General features: G+C 73.5%; 17 protein-coding genes and 1 other RNA gene. 14 read left to right on the forward strand and 4 right to left on the reverse strand.

Annotation, left to right across the window (positions count from 1 at the left end; translation table 11 throughout):
• Positions 1–458 precede the first annotated feature (458 nt).
• Both ACFYYT_RS04280 and ACFYYT_RS04285 read left to right on the forward strand, forming a co-directional pair.
• On the forward strand, positions 459–2231 hold the full coding sequence (locus ACFYYT_RS04280) for a serine/threonine-protein kinase (RefSeq protein ID WP_351822954.1): 1773 nt from the start codon (positions 459–461) through the stop codon (positions 2229–2231).
• A gap of 170 nt (positions 2232–2401) precedes the next feature.
• The gene (locus ACFYYT_RS04285; protein ID WP_351822957.1) at positions 2402–3658 is read left to right on the forward strand and encodes a serine/threonine-protein kinase; all 1257 of its coding nucleotides are present in this window, start codon (positions 2402–2404) and stop codon (positions 3656–3658) included.
• A gap of 85 nt (positions 3659–3743) precedes the next feature.
• Here ACFYYT_RS04285 and ACFYYT_RS04290 read toward each other — a convergent pair whose 3' ends face one another.
• Positions 3744–4835 (reverse strand): 2-oxoglutarate and iron-dependent oxygenase domain-containing protein, encoded by a 1092-nt coding sequence (locus tag ACFYYT_RS04290; protein ID WP_351822960.1) that lies wholly within the window; start codon positions 4833–4835, stop codon positions 3744–3746.
• Positions 4836–5150: 315 nt separating this feature from the next.
• Here ACFYYT_RS04290 and prfB point away from each other — a divergent pair, with 315 nt between their 5' ends.
• Entirely contained in the window at positions 5151–6260 is a 1110-nt protein-coding gene (gene prfB / locus ACFYYT_RS04295; protein WP_351822962.1) for a peptide chain release factor 2, read from the forward strand.
• 120 nt (positions 6261–6380) lie between these two features.
• Here prfB and ACFYYT_RS04300 read toward each other — a convergent pair whose 3' ends face one another.
• Positions 6381–6572, reverse strand: a complete 192-nt coding sequence (locus ACFYYT_RS04300; protein ID WP_351822964.1) for a hypothetical protein — start codon at positions 6570–6572, stop codon at positions 6381–6383.
• A gap of 220 nt (positions 6573–6792) precedes the next feature.
• On the opposite strand from ACFYYT_RS04300, the gene ftsE reads away from it, so the two are divergent.
• The 7 genes from ftsE to ACFYYT_RS04335 all read left to right on the forward strand — a co-directional run bounded on the left by ftsE (position 6793) and on the right by ACFYYT_RS04335 (position 11424).
• Positions 6793–7482 carry a cell division ATP-binding protein FtsE gene (ftsE, locus tag ACFYYT_RS04305; RefSeq protein WP_030240478.1) on the forward strand — a complete coding sequence of 230 codons (690 nt, stop codon included), beginning with the start codon at positions 6793–6795 and terminating at the stop codon, positions 7480–7482.
• A gap of 16 nt (positions 7483–7498) precedes the next feature.
• Positions 7499–8458: a permease-like cell division protein FtsX gene (gene ftsX / locus ACFYYT_RS04310; protein ID WP_351822969.1), complete on the forward strand. Its 960-nt coding sequence runs from the start codon at positions 7499–7501 to the stop codon at positions 8456–8458.
• A gap of 67 nt (positions 8459–8525) precedes the next feature.
• Complete coding sequence (locus ACFYYT_RS04315) at positions 8526–9707, forward strand: S41 family peptidase (RefSeq protein ID WP_351822971.1); 1182 nt, start codon at positions 8526–8528, stop codon at positions 9705–9707.
• An 18-nt stretch (positions 9708–9725) separates the two neighbouring features.
• Positions 9726–10211, forward strand: coding sequence for an SsrA-binding protein SmpB (smpB, locus tag ACFYYT_RS04320; RefSeq protein ID WP_351822974.1), 486 nt, complete (start codon positions 9726–9728; stop codon positions 10209–10211).
• A gap of 84 nt (positions 10212–10295) precedes the next feature.
• Positions 10296–10684: a transfer-messenger RNA gene (gene ssrA / locus ACFYYT_RS04325) on the forward strand.
• 174 nt (positions 10685–10858) lie between these two features.
• Complete coding sequence (locus ACFYYT_RS04330; protein ID WP_351823095.1) at positions 10859–11164, forward strand: hypothetical protein; 306 nt, start codon at positions 10859–10861, stop codon at positions 11162–11164.
• On the forward strand, positions 11161–11424 hold the full coding sequence (locus ACFYYT_RS04335; RefSeq protein ID WP_351822977.1) for a hypothetical protein: 264 nt from the start codon (positions 11161–11163) through the stop codon (positions 11422–11424). Before ACFYYT_RS04330 ends, ACFYYT_RS04335 begins: the two co-directional genes overlap by 4 nt.
• Positions 11425–11517: 93 nt before the next feature.
• Here ACFYYT_RS04335 and ACFYYT_RS04340 read toward each other — a convergent pair whose 3' ends face one another.
• Positions 11518–12675 carry an SH3 domain-containing protein gene (locus ACFYYT_RS04340; RefSeq protein WP_351822980.1) on the reverse strand — a complete coding sequence of 386 codons (1158 nt, stop codon included), beginning with the start codon at positions 12673–12675 and terminating at the stop codon, positions 11518–11520.
• 45 nt (positions 12676–12720) lie between these two features.
• Entirely contained in the window at positions 12721–14025 is a 1305-nt protein-coding gene (locus ACFYYT_RS04345) for an MFS transporter (protein WP_351822983.1), read from the reverse strand.
• 111 nt (positions 14026–14136) lie between these two features.
• Between ACFYYT_RS04345 and ACFYYT_RS04350 the strand changes: the two genes are divergently transcribed.
• The 4 genes from ACFYYT_RS04350 (at position 14137) to ACFYYT_RS04365 (ending at position 18473) form a co-directional block, all read left to right on the forward strand.
• Positions 14137–15108, forward strand: a complete 972-nt coding sequence (locus ACFYYT_RS04350; RefSeq protein ID WP_351822985.1) for a LysR family transcriptional regulator — start codon at positions 14137–14139, stop codon at positions 15106–15108.
• Between the two features lie 97 nt (positions 15109–15205).
• A complete protein-coding gene (locus ACFYYT_RS04355) occupies positions 15206–16576 on the forward strand; it encodes a nitrate/nitrite transporter (protein ID WP_351822988.1) in 1371 nt (456 codons plus the stop codon).
• Positions 16577–16743: 167 nt separating this feature from the next.
• On the forward strand, positions 16744–17922 hold the full coding sequence (locus ACFYYT_RS04360) for a uroporphyrinogen-III synthase (RefSeq protein WP_351823097.1): 1179 nt from the start codon (positions 16744–16746) through the stop codon (positions 17920–17922).
• A 29-nt stretch (positions 17923–17951) separates the two neighbouring features.
• Positions 17952–18473, forward strand: a complete 522-nt coding sequence (locus ACFYYT_RS04365; RefSeq protein WP_351823099.1) for a GNAT family protein — start codon at positions 17952–17954, stop codon at positions 18471–18473.
• Positions 18474–18481 lie beyond the last annotated feature (8 nt).

Consider the following 18481-nt stretch of genomic DNA (forward strand, 5'->3'; position numbering starts at 1 on the left):
CAGCGGTCCCTTCTGCGCGGAGCGCGAGCGCGCGGTGCGCGGTGCGTGCGCCCGGCAGGGAAACGGCGGGGCACGCCTGCCCGCACACCCCCCGCCCGGCACGGACGCGTCGTCCGGTCAGGTCTGCCGGAAGGCGCGGCTCCCGTCCCCGCCGTTCCGTACGGGTGCATCCTCGCACCTGTCGTGTACGACACGCCCGGCACCTGCCGACAAATGATCTTGATCGATCTCGGTACTGTCCGCCCGTCGTACGAATACGGACACGGAGCTGCGGAAAATCGCCTCCGGCATACCCCGCAAAACTCACCCTTCGCACATATGTGCGGCAACCAACCTCCGTCGGACCGCGTCTTCCCCGGGGACACCCCCTAGAGTTGGGCCGGAAACCCATCCAGCGGAATCAGCCGAAACACCCCGGGGAAACACCCGACGAACACGACAGCAGGGGAGCGCGAGACGTGCGGCCAGTCGGCAGCAAGTACCTGCTCGAGGAGCCGCTCGGGCGCGGCGCCACGGGCACTGTCTGGCGTGCCCGCCAGCGGGAGACCGCCGGCGCGGAGGCAGCCGTCGCCGGGCAGCCCGGCGAGACCGTGGCCATCAAGGTCCTCAAGGAGGAGCTGGCCCAGGACGCGGACATCGTCATGCGCTTCCTGCGCGAGCGCTCCGTCCTGCTGCGCCTGACCCACCCCAACATCGTCCGCACCCGCGACCTCGTGGTCGAGGGGGACCTGCTGGCCCTGGTCATGGACCTGATCGACGGCCCGGACCTGCACAAGTACATCCGCGAGAACGGCCCCTTCAGCCCGGTCGCCGCGTGCCTGCTCACCGCGCAGATCGCCGACGCGCTCGCCGCCAGCCACGCCGACGGCGTCGTCCACCGCGACCTGAAGCCCGCCAACGTGCTGCTCGACGAGCGCGGCGGCCAGATGAAGCCGATGCTCACCGACTTCGGCATCGCGCGCCTGGCCGACTCCCCGGGCCTGACCCGCACCCACGAGTTCGTCGGCACCCCCGCCTACGTGGCGCCCGAGTCGGCCGAGGGCCGCCCGCAGACCTCCGCCGTCGACATCTACGGCGCCGGCATCCTCCTGTACGAGCTCGTCACCGGGCGCCCGCCCTTCGCGGGCGGCACCGCCCTCGAAGTGCTCCACCGGCACCTCAGCGAGGAGCCCCAGCGCCCCGCGACCCTGCCCGAGCCGCTGTGGACCGTCATCGAGCGCTGCCTGCGCAAGGAGCCCGACGAGCGGCCGAGCGCCGAGAACCTCGCCCGCGGCCTGCGCGTGGTCGCCTCCGGCATCCGCGTGCACTCCTCGCCCGACGAGGTCGAGGCCGCGATCGGCGTCGGCGCCCTGCTCGTGCCCGACCCCTCGCCCGCGCCCGTCCCCACGGTCCCCGGCGCCGCCGGCCCGACGCAGGCGCTGCCCGCCGGGGCCGCCGCGCCGATGGGCGCCTACGACCCGAACGGCATGACCAGCGTGCTGCCGCCGGTCGGCGGGGCCGACGCCACCACCGTGCTGCCCAGCACCGGCGCCCCCGGCGCGCGGGGCGGCGCCCCCGACCCGACCTCGGTGATGCCCCCGGTGCAGCGGCCCGACAGCCCGCACCCGTGGGAGTCGCAGATGCGGGCCGCGCGGGACCGCAACGAGCAGACGCAGATGCAGTACCTCGACCCGAGCGAGGACCCGCTGCGCCGGCGCCCCCAGCGGCAGGCCCCGCCGCCCCCGCAGCACCAGCCCCGGCAGCAGCAGCAGTACCAGCCGCCGCAGCAGTACCAGCAGCCTCCGCAGTACCGCCCGGCGCCTCCGCCGCAGCAGTACCAGCAGCAGCCGCAGCACTATCAGCCGCAGCAGCCTCAGCAGTACCAGCAGCCTCAGCAGTACCAGCAGCCGCAGCAGTACCAGCCGCCGCAGCAGCCTCCCCAGCAGCAGCGGCCCGCGTCGCAGCCCCCGCAGCAGCAGCGGCCCCCGCGTGAGCCGCGTGAGCCGCGCGAACCGCGCCGCCGCAGCGTCAACCCGGTCAAGATCCCCGGGCTCGGCTGCCTCAAGGGCTGTCTGGTCATGATCCTGCTGCTGTTCGTCGGCGGCTGGCTGGTCTGGGAGCTCACCCCGCTCCAGGAATGGGTCGGCACCGGCAAGAGCTGGTGGGACCAGGTCTGGAGCTGGGGCAATCAGGCCGTCGACTTCGTCAGCTCCTTCGGAAGCTCCACGAGCGGTGGCGGCGGAACCCCCTGACGTGCCGTCACGGGGCCGCCGATGCGGCCCCGTAGCGCCGACTTCGTGGATTTGTCGACATCCAGGACGTGATTTCGCCCGCAGAAGTGAAGGTCGCCGCGATCCGGAGCGTTCAACCCCCATTCGGCCGCGTAGCTTTATCGCGTACGCCAGCCGCTGAGGGAGCAGTCGTGGCACGGAAGATCGGCAGCCGGTACACCGCGCACCAGATCCTGGGGCGCGGCAGCGCGGGCACGGTGTGGCTGGGCGAGGGACCTGACGGCCCCGTCGCCGTCAAACTGCTGCGCGAGGACCTCGCGTCGGACCAGGAGCTGGTCGGGCGCTTCGTCCAGGAGCGCAGCGCCCTGCTCGGCCTGGAGCACCCGCACATCGTCTCCGTCCGCGACCTCGTCGTGGACGGCAACGACCTCGCCCTCGTCATGGACCTCGTCCGCGGCACGGACCTGCGCACGCGCCTCGACCGCGAGCGGCGGCTGGCCCCCGAGGCGGCCGTGGCCGTCGTCGCGGACGTCGCGGACGCGCTGGCGGCGGCCCACGCGGCGGGCGTCGTCCACCGGGACGTCAAACCGGAGAACGTCCTCCTCGACATGCAGGGCCCGCTCGGCCCGGGCGGCGCGCACCCCGCGCTGCTCACCGACTTCGGCGTGGCCAAGCTGATCGACTCGCCCCGCCGGGCCGCCACGGGAGGGCGGGCCGGCGCGCCCACCACCCGGATCATCGGCACGCCGGACTACCTCGCGCCGGAGATAGTGGAGGGCCTGCCGCCGCGGGCGGCCGTCGACATATACGCCCTGGCGACCGTGCTCTACGAGCTGCTCGCCGGCTTCACCCCCTTCGGCGGGGGACACCCGGGCGCGGTGCTGCGCCGGCACGTGACGGAGACCGTCGTCCCGCTGCCGGGGATCCCCGACGAGCTGTGGCAGCTGATGGTCCAGTGCCTGGCCAAGGCGCCGGCCTCCCGGCTGCGGGCCTCGGAGCTGTCCGTCCGGCTGCGGGACCTGCTGCCGCTGCTGGCCGGGATGCCCCCGCTGGACGTGGACGAGCCCGACGACGCCGACGCGGAGCCGCCGGAGCCCTCCCAGGAGCCGGCCGCCCAGCCCGTGCGCAGGCGCGGGGTGGTTCCCCTGGTGCCGGGCTCCTCGACCGACTCCAACCGGGACACCCACACCTCCATGCGGGTGCCGGGGCCGGACGAGCTGGCGGGCGGGGCGCTGGGCACGGCCCGGGTCCCGCGGCCGGCCGGCGGTCACCGCCCGGGCTCCGCCCGGCACCGGGCCGAGGCCGCGCGCAAGCGGCGCCTGGTGCTGTCCGCCTCGGCGGTGGCGCTGGCCGCCGCGGTCGGTGTCGGGAGCTGGCTGGCCCTGTCCGGCGACGACCCGGCGCCGCGGCCGCGGGACAACGAGCACTCCGCCCCGGCCCAGCCGTAGACCGGCCGGGAGCCGAGGCCCCGGCCGGGGCCGGCCGGAGCCGCCCCGTCCGCCGCGTCGGGCCGTCGCCCCCGGCCGCCCCGCGTCAGGCCGTCGTCAGGGCCGGGTGCCAGCGGCGGGCCACCGCGGGGTGGGCGCGTACCCAGCCCTTGAGCTCATTGCGGCCGTACTCCGCGTGCAAGGGGTTCGACGAGTCCTGGGCCAGGCCCGGCGCGGAGCGCAGGTACTCCCCGGGGACGGTCTCGACGACCGCGTCCAGCCGCGGGTTGTAGAAGAACGGCACCGAGTAGCGCTCCACCGCCCCCGGCGGGCTCACCACCCGGTGGTCGGTGGCCCGCAGGTACCCCTCCGTGGCGATCTCCAGCAGCTCGCCCAGGTTCACCACGAACGCTCCGGGCCGTGGCGCGATGTCGACGTAGCCGCCGTCCCGGACCACCTGGAGCCCGCCCACCGAGTCCTGGAGCAGCAGCGTCAGGAAGCCGTAGTCCTTGTGCGCCCCCACGCCCTGGCCGGCGCCCGACGGCGCGGACCCCGGGTAGCGGATGAGCTTCGTGTGCAGGTGGGGGCGGTCGGCGAAGGCCGCGTCGAAGAAGTCCGAGGGAGCGCCGATCGAGGCCAGCAGCTCCTGGAGCAGCCGGTGCGCCACCGCCGCCAGCCGCGCCTGCCAGTCGAGGACCACCCCGCGCAGCTCCGGCAGGGCCGCCGGCCACTGGTTGGGGCCCTCCAGCCACAGGTACGCCGGGTCGTCCGGCCCCACCGCCGGAGCCGGCCGCTCGGCGCCGACGTCGAGCTGGTCGCGCCAGTCGCTGGCGCCGCCCGTCAGCTCGTGCCCGATGCGGGTGTAGCCCCGGAAGTGCGGGGAGTTCAGATTGCTCACCGAAAGCCGGTCGGCCTCCGGGAGCGCGAAGAAGGCCCTGGTCAGCTCAAGGATCCGGGCGGTCTCCGACTCGCTTATGCCGTGCCCGGTCAGGTACAGGAACCCGGTGTCCCGCGCGGCCGCGTGCAGCTGCTTGAGGAAGTCGGCCCGCTCGGCGGGGTCGTCCGCCCGGGAGAGGTCGATGACGGCGAGCGAGGCGGCGGGGTCGGACGCGGAGGGCGCCGAAGCGGGGGAGAAGGCCGGGGAGAGGGCCGGAGAGGGGGAGGGGGAGAGCGAGGAGGAAGGGTGCGCGGACGGCATGACGGCTCCGTTTCGGATGTCACGGGGTCCCGTGCCCCTGAGATGGCGGGGCAAGGCGGAGGAGCGAGCCGCCGGCAGGGATGGCGCCGGGGCAGAAGGGCCGCGTACGGGACCGAAGTCGGATCGGGGTGGATCAGGCTCGTGCGGGGTCCGTCGGCTGACAGCTCGTGGTGGTGACACGCATGTGGTCCACATGGCGGCGCTTCACGAGGTGAACAGTCATACGGTGAGCGTACGCCCGTACCCACCCCTCCCCGTACGGGTTGATCCGGCCTGGCCGGAGAGTGCCCTCCGGGGACCGGCTAGTCTGGACCCGTGGCAGTCGTCGATGTTTCCGAAGAGCTGAAGTCCCTCTCCTCGACCATGGGGTCGATCGAGGCCGTCCTGGACCTCGACAAGCTGAGGGCAGAGATCGCCGTGCTCGAGGAGCAGGCCGCCGCGCCGTCCCTGTGGGACGACCCGGACGCCGCCCAGAAGATCACGAGCAAGCTTTCGCACCTCCAGGCGGAGGTCCGCAAGACCGAGACCCTGCGCGGCCGGATCGACGACCTCGCGGTCCTGTTCGAGCTCGCCCAGGAGATGGACGACGCGGACACCCTCGCGGAGGCGGAGACCGAGCTGGTCTCCGTGCGCAAGGCGCTGGACGAGATGGAGGTCCGGACCCTGCTCTCCGGCGAGTACGCCGAGCGCGAGGCCCTGGTCAACATCCGTGCCGAGGCCGGCGGCGTCGACGCCTCCGACTTCGCCGAGCGCCTCCAGCGCATGTACCTGCGCTGGGCCGAGCGCCACGGCTACTCCACCGAGATCTACGAGACCTCGTACGCGGAAGAGGCCGGCATCAAGTCGACCACCTTCGTCGTCAAGGCCCCGTACGCCTACGGCACCCTCTCCGTCGAGCAGGGCACGCACCGCCTCGTGCGCATCTCGCCCTTCGACAACCAGGGCCGCCGCCAGACCTCCTTCGCCGGCGTCGAGGTCCTCCCGGTCGTCGAGACCAGCGACCACGTCGAGATCGACGAGGCCGAGCTGCGCGTCGACGTGTACCGCGCCTCCGGCCCCGGCGGCCAGGGCGTCAACACCACCGACTCGGCGGTGCGCATCACGCACCTGCCGACCGGCATCGTGGTCTCCTGCCAGAACGAGCGCTCGCAGATCCAGAACAAGGCCAGCGCGATGAACGTCCTCCAGGCCAAGCTGCTGGAGCGGCGCCGCCAGGAGGAGAAGGACAAGATGGACGCCCTCAAGGACGGCGGCAGCTCCTGGGGCAACCAGATGCGCTCCTACGTCCTGCACCCGTACCAGATGGTCAAGGACCTGCGGACGGAGTTCGAGGTCGGCAACCCGCAGGCGGTCCTCGACGGCGAGATCGACGGCTTCCTGGAGGCCGGGATCCGCTGGCGCAAGCAGCAGGAGCAGGGCGCGTAACCCCCGCCCGCCCAGAGCATGAGGAAGGGCCCGGACACCCTCAGGTGTCCGGGCCCTTTCCCATGACGTCCTCATTACGTGTGATCACGGCCATCGGTGATCGGGACGCGGCGCGGCCTGCTAGGCGGTCCGGGCCACCAGGGCCAGCGCGCCCACCAGCACAACCAGAAGCGCGATGAGCGTCACCGGATTCAGGCCGCCGAAGGGGCCCTCCTGCTGCTGGAGGCGCTCCCGGTTCGCCCGGCACACCGGGCAGCGGCCCTGGCTGACGGGTGCGGCGCAGTTCGCGCATACGAGCCGGTCAAATGTCATGCGCTCCTCCTCTCGTCCCCTCGTTAACGGCACGGGGACCGGGTCCGTTCCCCTACCACTGTGCCAGCTCCGCCGACATTCGGCGCGGCCCGTCCGGGCAATCGCGAAACGACCCGGCGGGCACCCGGGATAAATCGGGCAACTGCGGATGCCGGGTCCCCACCCCGCGCCCGGTCGCGTATGGTCACGCTCACCTACTCCCGGCGACCGTGGTGCACCCGTGATCCGATTCGACAACGTCTCCAAGTCCTACCCGAAGCAGAACCGTCCCGCACTCAGAGATGTCTCCCTGGACATCGCCAAGGGCGAGTTCGTCTTCCTGGTCGGCTCCTCCGGCTCCGGCAAGTCCACCTTCCTGCGGCTGGTCCTGCGCGAGGAACGGGCCAGCCACGGTCAGGTGCACGTGCTGGGGAAGGACCTCGCGAAGCTCTCCAACTGGAAGGTCCCGCACATGCGGCGCCAGCTGGGGACCGTCTTCCAGGACTTCCGGCTCCTGCCGAACAAGACGGTGGCCGAGAACGTCGCCTTCGCGCAGGAGGTGATCGGCAAACCGCGCGGTGAGATCCGCAAGGCCGTCCCGCAGGTGCTGGAGCTGGTCGGCCTCGGCGGCAAGGAGGGCCGGATGCCGGGCGAGCTGTCCGGCGGCGAGCAGCAGCGCGTGGCCATCGCCCGCGCCTTCGTCAACCGGCCCGCCCTGCTGATCGCGGACGAGCCGACCGGCAACCTCGACCCGCAGACCTCCGTCGGGATCATGAAGCTGCTGGACCGGATCAACCGGACCGGCACCACCGTGATCATGGCGACGCACGACCAGCAGATCGTCGACCAGATGCGCAAGCGCGTCATCGAACTCGAACAGGGCCGACTCGTGCGCGACCAGTCGCGCGGTGTCTACGGCTACCAGCACTGAAAGGTCCCCAGACGCCATGCGCGCCCAGTTCGTCATGTCGGAGATCGGCGTCGGCCTCCGCCGCAATCTCACCATGACCTTCGCCGTCATCATCTCCGTGGCCCTCTCGCTGGCCCTCTTCGGGGGCTCCCTCCTCATGCGCGACCAGGTCAGCGCGATGAAGGGGTTCTGGTACGACAAGGTCAACGTCACCGTCTACCTCTGCACCAAGAACGACGCCATCGACGCGGCCGGAGCCCCCGCCGCCGGGGCGCCCGCGGCGGGCGGCGGCAAACCCTGCTCCAAGGGCGCGGTGACCCCCGAGCAGAAGCAGGGCATCGAGACCGAGCTCAAGAAGATGGCCCTCGTCCAGACGGTCATGTACGAGTCCTCGGACGAGGCCTACAAGCACTACAAGGAGCGCTTCGGCCACACGGCGCTGGCCTCCGTCGTCACCCCGGACCAGATGCCGGACTCCTTCCGGGTCAAGCTGCGCAACCCGGAGAAGTACGCGGTCATCACCTCCGCGTTCGCCGGGCGCGACGGCGTCCAGTCGGTCGCCGACCAGAGCAGCGAGCTCGACAACCTCTTCGCCCTGCTCGGCACCCTCAACTGGGCGGCCCTCGGCATCATGCTGATCATGCTGATCGTGGCGCTGCTGCTGATCGTCAACACGGTGCGCGTCTCGGCGTTCAGCCGTCGGCGGGAGACGGGGATCATGCGCCTGGTGGGCGCCTCCGGCTTCTACATCCAGGTGCCGTTCATCATGGAGGCCGCCGTCGCCGGACTCATCGGCGCCGGTCTCGCCTGCGGCATGCTCGGCGCCGGCCAGTACTTCGTGATCGACCACGGCATCGGCCTGCGCGACAAGCTCCAGCTGATCAACTTCATCGGCTGGGACGCCGTCCTCACCAAGCTCCCGCTGGTCCTGGTCATCGGCCTGCTGATGCCCTCCCTGGCGGCGTTCGTCGCGCTGCGCAAGTACCTCAAGGTGTGACGAGCGCCCCGTGGGCGGTCCGGCCAACCGGCCGTGCCCGCGCGGGGCTTGTCCTAGACTCGGCGGCATGCCGGGTCTGCCCGCCCTCTGTCTTTGGCCCCGCGACCTGCGTCGCGGGGCCGTCTTGACGTTGCTGTTCCTCGCCACCGTCGGCGCCGGTGCGGGGAGCGGGTGCTGGAGCCCCCGCGAGGCGCGGGAGGACCGGCCGCTCGCGCTCGTGGGCTCGCCCGTGCCCGCCCCCCGGGGGAGCGGCACCGCCGACCGGGAGGCCGTCGCCCGCGCCGCCGCCGAGGCCGTCGCCGAGGGCAAGTCGGGGAAGAAGGCCGCCGAGGAGGTGGTCAGCCGCAGCGGCGACCGCTGGGGCGCCGTCTACGACCAGGGCGAGTACGCCGCCTTCACCGACGAGCTCAACGGCCGCTGGACCGGCGTCGGCGTCTGGACCGGCCGCCGCCGGGACGGCGCGATCGAGATCGAGCGGGTCCAGCCCGACAGCCCCGCCGCCCGGGCCGGGCTGCGCACCGGGGACCGGCTGCTGAGCGTGGACGGCCACGGCGTGACCGGCCTGGCCGTGGCCGAGGTGGTGGCGCTGCTGCGCGGGGAGGCGGGCACTCCGGTGGTGCTCGGCCTCGGCCGGGACGGCGCCGCCCTCACCGAGACCGTGCGCCGGGAGCGGCTGCGCGCCGAGCCGGTGACCGTACGCCGCCTCGCCGACGGCACCACCGTGATCAAGGTCGCCTCCTTCACCCGCGGCTCGGGGGACCGGGTGCGCGACGCGGTCCGCGCGGCCCCGGCGGGCGGCGGGGTGCTGCTGGACCTGCGCGGGAACCCGGGGGGCCTGGTCGCCGAGGCGGTGACGGCGGCCTCCGCGTTCCTGGACGGCGGGCTGGTGGCCACGTACGACGTACGGGGCTCCGAGCGCGCCCTGTACGCCGCGCCCGGCGGGGACACGGTCCGGCCGCTGGTGGCCCTGGTGGACGGCGGCACGATGAGCGCGGCCGAGCTGGTCACCGGCGCCCTCCAGGACCGGGGCCGGGCCGTGACGGTCGGTACCCGCACCTTCGGCAAGGGTTCGGTGCAGATGCCGACCGAACTCCCGGACGGTTCGGTGGCGGAGCTGACGGTGGGCACGTACCGCACGCCGGCGGGCCGCAGCCTCGACGGCGGGGGGATCACCCCGGACCTCGCGGCGGGCGACGGGGCCGAGGATCGGGGCCGCACGGTATTGGGTGGCCTCGGGGTGGGTCCGTAGTGCGAAAATGACCGCACTATGGCTAAGGAAAAAGGGCGCAAGCTGATCGCCCAGAACAAGAAGGCGCGGCACGACTACACGATCATCGACACCTACGAGTGCGGGATCGTGCTCACGGGCACCGAGGTCAAGTCCATGCGTCAGGGCCGGGCCTCCCTCGTGGACGGCTTCGTGTCGGTGGAGGGCCGCGAGGTCTGGATGTACAACGTGCACGTGCCGGAGTACAGCCAGGGCACCTGGACCAACCACAGCGCCCGGCGCAAGCGCAAGCTCCTCATGCACCGGGAGGAGATCGACAAGCTGGAGCGCAAGGCGGAGGAGTCGGGCCACACGGTCGTCCCGCTCGCCCTGTACTTCAAGGACGGCCGCGCGAAGGTGGAGATCGCGCTGGCGAAGGGCAAGAAGGAGTACGACAAGCGGCAGACGCTGCGGGAGAAGCAGGACACCCGTGAGACGAACCGCGCGATCTCGGCGATCCGCCGCAAGCAGCGCGGTACGGTTTAATCGCCTGGCACGCGGTGGTCGTCTTCGCGTACCATGGCGTCAGCACCACCCCGCAAGGGGCGGAGCAGCTTGTTAAAAAAACATGGGGATGATCGGTTTCGACAGCGGATGTCGATGCAGGGGAAGCGAGCCGAGGAAGCGGCAATGATCTCGCTAACCATATGTCGCAAACAATAATCGCCAACTCCAAGAGCGATAACTCCCGCTTCACCCTCGCTGCCTAATAACAGTGAGCTGAAGCCTCTGTGAGGAGCGTCAGCCCGGAAGTGGTCCCGGTCCGGATCCTGGCGTCAACTAGGGATCTAAACCTCTAGCCCCGGTCACGGGGGCTGGAGGGAAACCAAACAGTGACTGAGCCCGTCGGAGACTTGTCCGTGTGATCTCCGGGGCTGAGAAAAGCGCAGCGGACTGCGCTCGGAGAAGCCCTGCTTCTGCACCGTTGGACGCGGGTTCGATTCCCGCCATCTCCACTCATCCCATGTGGGCAAAGGCCCCGCAGCCTCTCGGCTGCGGGGCCTTTGTCATGGCCGAAGGATCCGCGGGCCGGCGGGCGCGGCGGTAACGTGGGACTCCACTCCCGAGGGGAGTCCGACCGAGGAGGACACGTGAGTACGCCGATCCCCGCCGACGGCGGACCGCTGATCCCCATGCCGGAACTCACGCCCGCCGCCCTCCGCGAGGCCGTGGCCAAGATCGCCCCCAGTCGCGTGCCGGACCTGACGCAGCACCTCTTCGACGCCACGACGAGTGCCCAGCAGGCGCAGTCCTTGGCCCCGTTGAGGGCGTTCATCCACTCGTGGGCCGTCTTCGTGGAGATCGAACGCCATCCCCGCCGGGCTGCCCGCCTGCACGCCCTGGAGAGGCTGGTCCAGGAGGGGGCGGACGATCCCGCGGCCGCCCTGACGGAGATCCAGCAGATCCTCGACAAGGCAGAGGCCGAGACCGGCCTGTGAGCGGCTGGACCTGGGACTACAACACCGACGACCACACCCACGTGACCGGTGGGCTGCCGCCCGGCGTGATCGCGGAGGTCGAACGGATCGCCGCCGAATTGTCGGTTCTGGGCCGTGATGCCGAAACCGTCGGCCGGCCCACCGGAAGACCGGGTGGCCTGCGCGAGTTCGACATCCTCGGCGGGCGCGGCTTCATCAGCTTCCTCGCCGTCCCCCGGCACGAGTGCGTCTACGTTTGTCGCGTCACCTGGTACGAGTGACCGTTTCCGTCGCCTCTGTAACTCCCTTGTGGAAGGGCAAAGGCCCCGCGGCCTCTCGGCTGCGGGGCCTTTGTCATGGGGGTCCGGGGGGCGTCAGCAGACGGGGATCTTGTTGAGGTTCTGGGCGTAGCGGGCGGCGATCCAGCCGGAGCCGTCGGCGAGCTTGTACCAGATCGCATTGCCGTCCACGGTCTGGCCGTTGACCTTGCACTGGAGCTTCACGACGGTGCCGTTCGGGATCTTGTCGGTCTTCTCGTGGTCCGTGCCGGGGCCGGAGCGGACGCCGAGGCCCTGGCCGGAGGTGACGATGCGGGCCGACGGGGTCGCGCCGTGCTGGCCCTTGTCCCCCTTGTCGCCCTTCTCGCCCTTGCCGTGGTGGCCGCCGCACTTCTTGCAGCTGCCGGGCTTGCCGGTGTCTCCCTTGTCGCCCTTCGGGCCCTGGGGGCCCTGCGGGCCTCGGGGACCGGCCGGCCCGCGGTCGCCCGTGTCGCCGCGCTCGCCCTTCGGGCCGCGGTCGCCCCGGTCGCCCTTGTCTCCCTTGTCTCCCTTGGGTCCGCCCGACGGGCCGGTGTCGCCCTTCGGGCCCTGGGGGCCCTGCGGGCCTCGGGGACCGGCCGGGCCGCGGTCGCCCTTCGGGCCGCGCTCGCCCGTGTCGCCGCGGTCGCCCTTCTCGCCCTGGTCGCCCTTCTCGCCCTTGGGGCCCGGGCGGCCCGGCTTGCCGTGGTGGCCGTCGTGGCCCGGGCGGCCGTCGTCGCCCTTCGGGCCCGTCACCGGGGTGGCCACCGCGAACAGGGCGGGGGCCGCCGAGTCGGCCGCCCATTCACCGCCGTCGAGGGTCGTGCCCTGCGGGGCGCCGGCGTCCACGCGCACGGTCACCGCCAGCCGGGTCTGCTCGTTCGCCGGGAAGGCGAAGCCCGCGCGGGTCCCGGCCTCGCAGGTCAGCAGGCGCGCGTCGGAGGAGCGGGTGCAGGAGCCGGCCGCGCGCTGCCCGTTCCAGTAGATCCGGGCCTCCGGGAAGGTGGTCCGCTCCGGGGCGGTGATGTGGAAGGTGCCGCTGCGGGCCGCGTCCTCTCCGTTCGAGGCGGCGATGACGACGCGGCCGCTCGTGCCGGGGGCGATCGAGGGGACGTACGGCTGCGAGAACCGCAGGTGCGGGGAGTCGGCGGCCAGGGCCGGTGCGACCGGCACCAGGAAGGAGGCGGTGACGGCCGCGACGAACAGGGCCGCCGAAACGGAACGGGAAGCAGACAAGGGGAGTTCCTCCGCGAAGGGAAGGGCGCTGGGAAGACCCCCCAGTTATTGCGGATCGCGCTCGCCGGTCGTGAGTACCACGCGGGTACGGTCACTCGCCCGCCGGATAAAGAGGGCAAAAAGGGCAGCCATGGCCGGGAGGGCGTACGCGCTGGTGGTGCCCAGCCGGTCGACGGCCAGACCGGCCGCCGCCGAGCCGGCCGCGATGCCCGCCAGGATGGCGGTGACGGCGAGGGTCATGCCCTCGTTGAGGCGGCCCGCCGGGGTCAGCGCCTGCACCCGCGACATGGCCGTGACCATCACCGGGGCCGTCGCCGTCCCCGCCAGCAGCAGCGCCCCCGCCAGCAGCGGCAGCGAGCCGGACGCGGCCGCCGCCCAGGGCAGTGCCATCGCGCCGGCCAGGACGGCCAGGCAGAGCGTGAGGCTGCGGGGGCGGCGGGTGCCGTAGAACAGCCCGGCCGCGCACGAGCCCGCCGCCTGGAGCGCCAGCACCGGCCCCGACGCGGCGCCGAGGCCGAGCCCCGAGAGGTGCGCCACCGAGGTGACCTCCATCGAGCCGAACACCGCCCCGGTGGCGAGGAACAGGCCGAGCAGCGGGAGCAGCGGACGCAGCGCCCGGGTTCCCCCGGCGTGCGGGACCCCGGCCGGCGGGGGCTCGGTGGCGCGGTGGGCGGTGAAGACGAGCATGCCGGTCAGGAGCAGGGCCGCGCCGGTGAGGGTGCCCGCCTCGGGGAAGAGCGCGGTGCACAGGAGGGCGGCCAGGACCGGGCCCAGCATGTAGCACAGCTCGTCGGCGGCCTGCTCGAAGGACATCGCGCCGTGGTGGGCGGCGCGGGGCAGCAGATGGGTCCAGCGGGCCCGGGACATGCCGCCGGTGTTGGGGGTGGTGGCGGTGGCCGCGTAGGAGGCGAACAGGGTCCAGGCGGGGGCCCCGGTCCGGACGCACAGCGCCAGGCAGAGCGAGCCGAGGACCGCGATCACGGTGGCGGGCAGGGCGACCCGGGCCTGGCCGTGCCGGTCGACCAGCCGGGCCGTCCACGGCGCGACCACGGCGGTGGCGGCCATGCCGGTCGCGGTGACCGCCCCGGCGAGGGCGTACGAGCCGCGCTGCCCGGCGATCATCATGACCGCGCTGATCCCGAACATGCCCGCCGGGAGCCGGGCCAGCAGGCTCCCGGCGGTGAACCCGCGGGCACCGGGGACGGCGAAGAGGCGCGCGTACGGGCCGAGGGCCCGGGCGGGGGCGGAGGGGGAGGACGGGACGGCGGGGGCGGAGGGGACGGGGGCGGCGGGGGCGGCCAGGACCAGGGTGCTTCCGGTCACGGCCATCAGCGGGGTCGTCTGCGGCATGGCACGAGCCTGCGGCCCGGCCCCCGTCCCGGTCCAACACCTGTTCCGGAGCCTTTCACGCACCCCTGTTGTCAATCCCGTACGGTCCGCCCGCGTTGTTAGTCTCCGCTGGTGAACTCCCGTGACGCCGTGGACCCCCGGCTGCTGCGCGGCTTCCTCGCCGTGGCCGAGGAGCTGCACTTCTCCCGCGCCGCCGCCCGGCTGCACGTCGCCCAGCAGGCCCTCAGCCGCGACGTGCGCCGCCTCGAACGGGAGCTGGGCGCGGCCCTGTTCCTGCGCACCACCCGCGCGGTCGAGCTGACCGCCGACGGGGAACGGCTGCTGCCCCACGCCCGCGAGGTGCTGCGCGCCCACCGGGAACTGGCCGCGGCCTTCGCCGGGCCGCCCCGGCCGCTGCTCGTCGACGTGAACACCGACGGCCCCGGCACCGGCCGCCGGGTGCTGGAACGGGCCCGTGAACTCGCCCCCGGCTGCGAGCTGATGGCCCGCTTCGAGAGCGGCCTCAGCCACGCGGCCGCCGAGATCGCCGCCGGCCGGCTCGACGTGTCCTTCGGGTACGCGGCCGGGCTGGCGCCCGCGCTGGGCGTGCGGCTCGCGCACCGGCCCGTGCGCTACGAGCCGCTGGCCGTGCTGCTGCCCGAGGACCACGCGCTGGCCGCGCTGGACGGCGTACCGCTGGCCGCGCTCGCCGGGGAGAGCGTCTACGCGGGGGCCGGGAACCCCCGCACTCTGGAGTGGACAGGGCTGGCCCGCGAGCTGTTCGCCGGACGGGACATCGCGCTGGCGCCGCCCGCGCCGGTCGCGGTCGGCAAGGAGGAGTTCGGCCGGGTGATGGCCAAGACGCGCACCCCGGTCCTGGCCACCGTGGACTTCGCGGAGCTGCCCGGCTGCGTCAAGCGGCCCCTGGTGGACCCCGTACCGCTGTCCCCGCTCGCGCTGGTGTGGGCGCGCGGTCTGCGCCACCCGGGCCTCGACGCCCTGCTCCGGGCCGCCGACGGGCTGGCCCGGGCGCACGGCTGGCTGGACGTGCCCCCGGGCAGCTGGCTCCCGGCGGCGCTCACACCGGGGGCCGGCGACGGGTGAGCGCGAGGTAGCCCGCCGGTCATCCGGCGGGGGCGGGGCGGAAACGCGCCGTCCGTAGCGTCGGGCTCCACGGACGCGACAGCTGGGGAGGCGTGTGATGACCCGTACCACCGCACCGCGCGAAGGGGGCCGCTGGATCCAGCGGTGGGACCCCGAGGACGAGACGTTCTGGCGGCGGACGGGCCGGCCGATCGCCCGGCGCAACCTGCTGTACTCGGTGTTCAGCGAGCACATCGGCTTCTCCGTCTGGTCCCTGTGGTCCGTGCTGGTGCTCTTCATGGGCCCCGCCTACGGCATCGACCCGGCCGGGAAGTTCTTCCTGATCGCCACCGCCACCTGCGTCGGCGCCCTCGTCCGGATCCCCTACACCTTCGCCGTGGCCCGCTTCGGCGGCCGCGAGTGGACCGTCTTCAGCGCCCTGCTGCTGCTCGTCCCGACCGTCGCCGCGCTGGCCGTCATGGAGCCGGGCACCTCGTACGGGACCTTCCTCGCCGTGGCCGCGCTGACCGGGGTGGGCGGCGGCAACTTCGCCTCCTCCATGACCAACATCAACGCCTTCTTCCCGCTCCGCGAGAAGGGCCGGGCCCTCGGGCTCAACGCGGGCGGCGGCAACATCGGCGTGCCCGTCGTCCAGCTCGCCGCGCTGCTCGTCATCGCCACCGCCGGGGCCGGACACCCGCGCCTGCTGCTCGCCGCGTACGTCCCGCTGATCGTGGCGGCGGCCGTGCTGGCGCTCCTGCGCATGGACAACCTGGCGCCCGTGCGCGGCGACTCGGGCGCCGTGGGCGAGGCCCTGCGGGAGCGGCACACCTGGATCATGGCCTTCCTCTACGTCGGCACCTTCGGCTCCTTCATCGGCTACGGCTTCGCCTTCGGGCTGGTCCTGCAGACCCGCTTCGGCCACACCCCGCTCCAGGCCGCCTCGCTGACCTTCCTCGGACCGCTGCTCGGCTCCCTGGCCCGGCCGGTGGGCGGGGCGCTCGCCGACCGGTTCGGCGGGGCGCGGATCACCCTGGCCGCCTTCGCGGCGATGGCCGCGGCCACCGGGGTGGTGGTGCTGGCCTCCGTACGGGACTCCCTGCCGGTGTTCCTGACCGGCTTCGTGGCCCTCTTCGCGCTCAGCGGGGCCGGCAACGGCTCCACCTACAAGATGGTTCCCGGCATCTTCCACGCGCAGGGCCTCGCCCGGGGCCTGACGGGCGAACGGGCGGCCGCGTACGGGCGGCGGCTCTCCGGGGCCGCCATGGGACTGATCGGAGCCGTGGGGGCGCTCGGCGGCCTCGGCGTCAACCTCGTCTTCCGGCAGGCGTTCCGGGACGGCGGCTCCGGCACGGCCGCCTTCGTCACCTTCCTCGGCTTCTACGCGGTGTGCTGCGCCGTCACCTGGGCCGTATACCTGCGCCGGCCCGGGCGGACGGCGGCTCCGGCGGCCGGGAGCGCCGGACGGGCACAGCTCACCTCCGTGTGAGGGCGCCGCGTTACGGCCCCGAAATACCCTGGAACCCAAGCAGACACGACGCCTTGACAGGCTCGGTTCCCGCGCCACCCGCCCCCACCGGGCACCCCGCAAGCCGAGGCAGGTCACCCGAGATGCCCACGAACCCCCCGACGCCGGCGATGCCCGCGCCGCCCGCGATGCCCCTCACGTCCACGGCGTCCACGGCGTCCGTCCCGGACGAGCCGGCGTACGGCCCGCTCGCGGGCTTCACCGTCGGCGTCACCGCGGCCCGGCGCGCCGACGACCTGATCGCCCTGCTGCGCCGCCGCGGAGCGGCCGTGCTGCACGCGCCCGCCCTGCGGATCGTGCCGCTGGCCGACGACGGCGAGCTGATGGCCGCCACCGAGGAGCTCATCGACTGCCCGCCGGACGCCGTCGTCGCGACCACCGCCATCGGCTTCCGCGGCTGGATCGAGGCCGCCGAGGGATGGGGCATCGGCGAGGGTCTCCTGGAACGGCTGCGCACCGCCGAACTGCTGGCCCGCGGACCCAAGGTGAAGGGGGCCGTACGGGCCGCCGGGCTCGTCGAGGCCTGGTCGCCGGGCTCCGAATCCCTCGCCGAGGTGCTGGACCGGCTGCTGGCCGACGGGGTCGCGGGCCGGCGCATCGCGCTCCAGCTGCACGGTGAGCCGCTGCCCGGGTTCGTGGAGGTCCTGCGCGCGGCCGGCGCCGACGTGGTGGCGGTGCCCGTGTACCGGTGGATGCCGCCGCGCGACCTCGCGCCGCTGGACCGGCTGCTGGACGCCGTCGCGGTGGGGGCGCTGGACGCCGTCAGCTTCACCTCCGCGCCCGCCGTGGCCTCGATGCTGGCCCGGGCGGCGCAGCGCGGGCTGCGGGAGGCCGTGGTGGAGGCGCTGCGCGGGCCGGTGCTCGGCGCCTGCGTCGGGCCGGTGACCGCGCTGCCGCTCCAGGCCGAGGGGATCTTGGCGGTGGCGCCGCAGCGGTTCCGGCTCGGTCCGCTGGTGCAGCTGCTCTGCCAGGAACTCCCCGCCCGGGCCCGGGCCCTGCCGGTCGCCGGGCACCGGATGGAGATCCGGGGCCACGCCGTCCTCGTCGACGGCGCGCTGCGGCCCGTGCCGCCCGCCGGGATGGCGCTGCTGACGGCGCTGGCCCGGCGGCCCGGGTGGGTGGTGTCGCGGGCCGAACTGCTCGGCGTGCTGCCGGGGGCGGGCAGCGACGAGCACGCCGTGGAGAGCGCGATGGCCCGGCTGCGGGCGGCGCTGGGGGCCCCGGGGCTGATCCAGACCGTGGTCAAGCGGGGATACCGGCTGCCGCTGGACGCGGGGGACTGGTCCCGGGCGGAGGGGGCGGTCTAGCATGCCGGGTGATCATTGACGGGGTGGAGATGAGGGGCGTCACGCTCGACGACGCCGCCGCGCTGGCCGGCGTACTGGCCCGCAACCGGGCGTTCATGAAGCCCTACGAGCCCCACCGCCCCGACCGGTTCTACACCGAGGCCGGGCAACGGGAGCGGATCGAGGGGCTGCTGGCCGAGCGCGAGGCCGGCCGGACCCTGCCGTACGTGCTGGTCGCGGGCCCGGACCCGGTCGGCGGGATCAACCTCGGCTCCATCGCGCTGGGCCCCCTGCGCAGCGGCGGCATCGGCTACTGGACCGACCGGGACTGGAACGGCAAGGGCCTGGCCACGGCCGCCGTCGAGGAGGTCTGCCGGATCGCCCGCGACGAACTCGCCCTGCACCGGGTCGAGGCCGGGACCCTGCTCGGCAACCTCGCCTCCCAGCGGGTCCTGGCCAAGGCCGGCTTCACCGCGTACGGGACCGCCCCCCGCTACCTCCACATCGACGGGGCCTGGCGCGACCACCGTCTCTTCCAGCGCCTGCTCCACGACGACCCGCCGCCCGCGTAGGGCCCCGC

Source organism: Streptomyces sp. NPDC002032 (genome assembly GCF_042890765.1).
GTDB lineage: Bacteria > Actinomycetota > Actinomycetes > Streptomycetales > Streptomycetaceae > Streptomyces.